Origin of the sequence: Streptomyces sp. NPDC050264 (genome assembly GCF_040655895.1) — a bacterium.
Lineage (GTDB): Bacteria > Actinomycetota > Actinomycetes > Streptomycetales > Streptomycetaceae > Streptomyces.
The window spans coordinates 31,658-34,779 of record NZ_JBFAKV010000002.1 but is presented as its reverse complement, the minus strand read 5'-3'; the positions used below and the strand labels follow the sequence as shown (position 1 = coordinate 34,779).

At 73.4% G+C, this 3,122-nt stretch carries 1 pseudogene; it reads right to left on the bottom strand.

Annotated elements, in window-relative coordinates:
* Positions 1–3,122, bottom strand: a pseudogene (locus AB0J02_RS03025) (hypothetical protein); the annotation flags it as partial.

Here is a 3,122-nt window from a genome sequence, read left to right as displayed (position 1 = left end):
CCGACCGCAGGCTCGACGACCGCCGAGGGGTTGGGGACAGCCGGGGGGTTGGGGACAGCCGGGGGGTTGGGGACAGCCGGGGGCTCGGTGACGGTCGACGGGTCGACGACGGCCGGGGGCTCGGTGACAGCTGACCGGTCGGCGATGGCCGGGGGCTCGGTGGGCGTCGGCGATGGGGGCTTGGTGGGTGTCGGGGGGTTGGCTGTCGTCGGGTTCGGGGTGGGGGTGTCGAGTGCGGCTTGTTCCTGGGGGCTGAGGGCGAGCCACATTTCGCGGGCCCGGGCCCGGGCGTCGTAGTAGTTCTTCTCGGCGGTCGTGAGGTCGGCCGTCGCCTTGGCCATGTCGTCCCAGGCCGTGCGGGCCGTCTCGGGGAACGAGGTGTCGTCGATGAGGCCGTAGTCACGGGCGATGTCCTCGCGCAGCCAGACCATCGCGGTGGTCTCCGCCTCGACGGCGCGCGGGCCGCGCACGGGTTTGCCCAGCGCCTGCAGCGGGCGGCTGTCGCTGACCTGGTGGTCCACCTCGGACACCGAGAGCCAGCTGACGGGCAGCGCGAAGAGCATACTGCGGTCGGTAACCACCTTGAGGTGGGTGCCGAGGGTGGTGTCCACGGCGGTCTTGAGCGTGGTGCCGTCGTTCGAGCCGCCGATCGGGGCCGCTACGCCCGGGATGGTCAGGCCCGCACTGCTGGTGCCCGCGAGGGGCGACGTGCCCACCGCGCCCTCGACGTTGTCGACGCCGGTGGCGTCCAGCGCGTCGGAGGTCTTCCAGCGCCCCATGGCTTCCATACGGGGCTTGCTCTCCACGGCGAGCAGCCGGGCGCCGGTGCGGTGCATCTTCGCGTAGATGTGGGATTCGGCGGTGTGGGACTGGCCGAAGAGGCGGGCGGAGGACTGGAGCGGCAGCGGAACCCCGTGGGCGCCGAGCGCCTCACGGAAGCCGGCGGTGAGGCCGCTCTGCGACGTGGCCTCCTGCTGGGCCTGGGCGGGGGCGGTACCGAGGCCGGTGAGCGGGGTGTGGTGGGCCATGCGGACCCGTTCGGCGAGGCTCTGGCCGGTGTGCCGCTTGCCGGGATCGCTGTCGCCGAGACCGTCGGCGCGGGCGGTGGCGAGGGTCAGGGCGTCCCGCACGTTGGCCGCGCCGCGGATGTCGACGGCGAGGATTCCGGAGCCGATCCGGTCGTCGAAGGTCAGGACGTCGGACGCCTTGGAGGTGCTGGAGGCGTCGGAGGTGTTGGAGGCGTCAGGGCCGCCGGTGGCGCTGCCCGCGGCCGCGGTGCGCCATGCGGCGATGGCCTCCGGGCGTGCCCCGGCAGGGGGCAGTACCCGTACCGCGCGCTCCGGTTCGGGCACGTCCTGCTCGGTCAACTTGTCGCCGTCGCCGTCGTCGCTGTTCGGCGTGAGCAGGCTGGTCGGCACGATCTCGTTGAGGGTGCCGACCGCGGCGACCGCGCGCGGGGCGAGCCGCGCGCCGTCGGGGTCCGTCATGGTGACGCTCAGCGTGTATTGGGTGACGATCTCGGCGTGGGTCTGGGTGGTGGCGATGTTCGGCATCTCGAGGCTGCCCGTGGTCTGGGTACGGGTGCTCGCCTGCTGCTGCGACGCGGTGCCCTGGAGCGAGGGGTTGACGGTCAGGAAGCCGTCGCTCGCGCGCTGGCCGACGCCGAGCGTGACATCGCCGCCCCGGTCCTGGCCGCTGATCCCGGCACTGTCGCGGGCGGTGTTGCGGTAGTCCTCCAGTTCGTAGCCGGTACGCAGCCGCTGCACGGTGGTGGCGACCGGCGTCAGCTTGAACCGGACCAGCGCGGGACTCCCGCCGGTCGGCAGGTGGTTCGGCTTCGACCAGGCGCGGTAGCGGACCGGCAGGGTCGTGCCGTCGGTCGTCAGTTCGTGCAGGTGGGCGCGGAGGAAGTCCGGCGAGAGCCGCTGGATGACCTGTTCCCGGTCGTGCGAGGGCACGCCGATCTTCTCCATGCCGTGCATCAGCTGGGTGGCCGCATGGCTCGCGTCGAGCTGTCCGCTGGGGTGGCCGGGGAAGCGCCGGTTGCGCAGGAAGGGGGGCACCTTGTACCCGCCGCCGAGGTTGCGCGGGGTGGCGGTGCCCAGGCCGTCCGGCGCGAGCCCGGCCTCGATGGCGTCCAGTATCGGCAGGTGGAACATCACCGCGTCGCGGATGGTCTGGAGCGCGGCGGCGGCGCGGCGCGGGGCGAGCGCGTTCCCGAGGTTCTCGGAGAGCCGCCCGGCCGCGGAGCTGATCCGGGTGGCGGCGCGGGTGCCGACCGTGCCCATCGCGGCCGTCCAGCGGTCCCGTACCGCGACGGTCTCGACGGCGTCGGCGACCACGAGGTACGTCCGTCCCGCGTAGGTGAGGATGGTGCTGCGTCCGCGGGTGATCGTCTCCGAGATGCCGCGGCCCTTGCCCCAGGCGTACTGGAGAGCGGTCGCGTAGGAGCCGGTCACCGGCTGCTGTCCCGGGGGCTGCTGGAGCGGCATGTCGCCGCCCTGGACGCCCACGGTGAAGCGGGACGCCGTGCCGCTGATGCCGGCGATGCGGTGCTCGTGGCCGAGGGTGGCTTCGAAGCTGGCCGGCTTGGGGTCGCTCTTGACCCGTAGGTTGCGCAGTTCGCCGCGGACCGCTGCCTTCAGATAGTGGGTCCGCAGGGGGCTCGCGCCGTCCAGTCCGGTGATCCTCGCTCCGAACGGGCCCAGGTACTGGCCGAGTTGGCCGACGATGCCGAGGTTCGCCATGGCCCGGCGCAGCGCGTCGCGCGCCGGGGCGCCGGGCGCGCTGACGTGCCAGGAGGTGCCCGAGGCGCGGTCGGCGGTGTCCTGCATGAGCTGCTGACGCAGCTTGCCGCCCTCGGTACTGAGCACCACGTGCGGGGCGCTCAGCAGCTTCCGGGTGAGCAGCAGGTCGGCCGTGTCCGGGAACGGCGACGGGTGGGTGCCGTCGAGGAGTTGATCCGCCTCGGTCGCAGGGACCCGCTGGGGACCGGGGGCCGGGTCGGAGGTCGTACCGGTGGAGGGCTGGTCGGTGGGCTGCGGGCCGGTGGGCGGCTGGTCGGCGGGCTGCGGGCCGGTGGACGGCTGGTCAATGGACGACAAGTCGGTGGACGGCTGGCC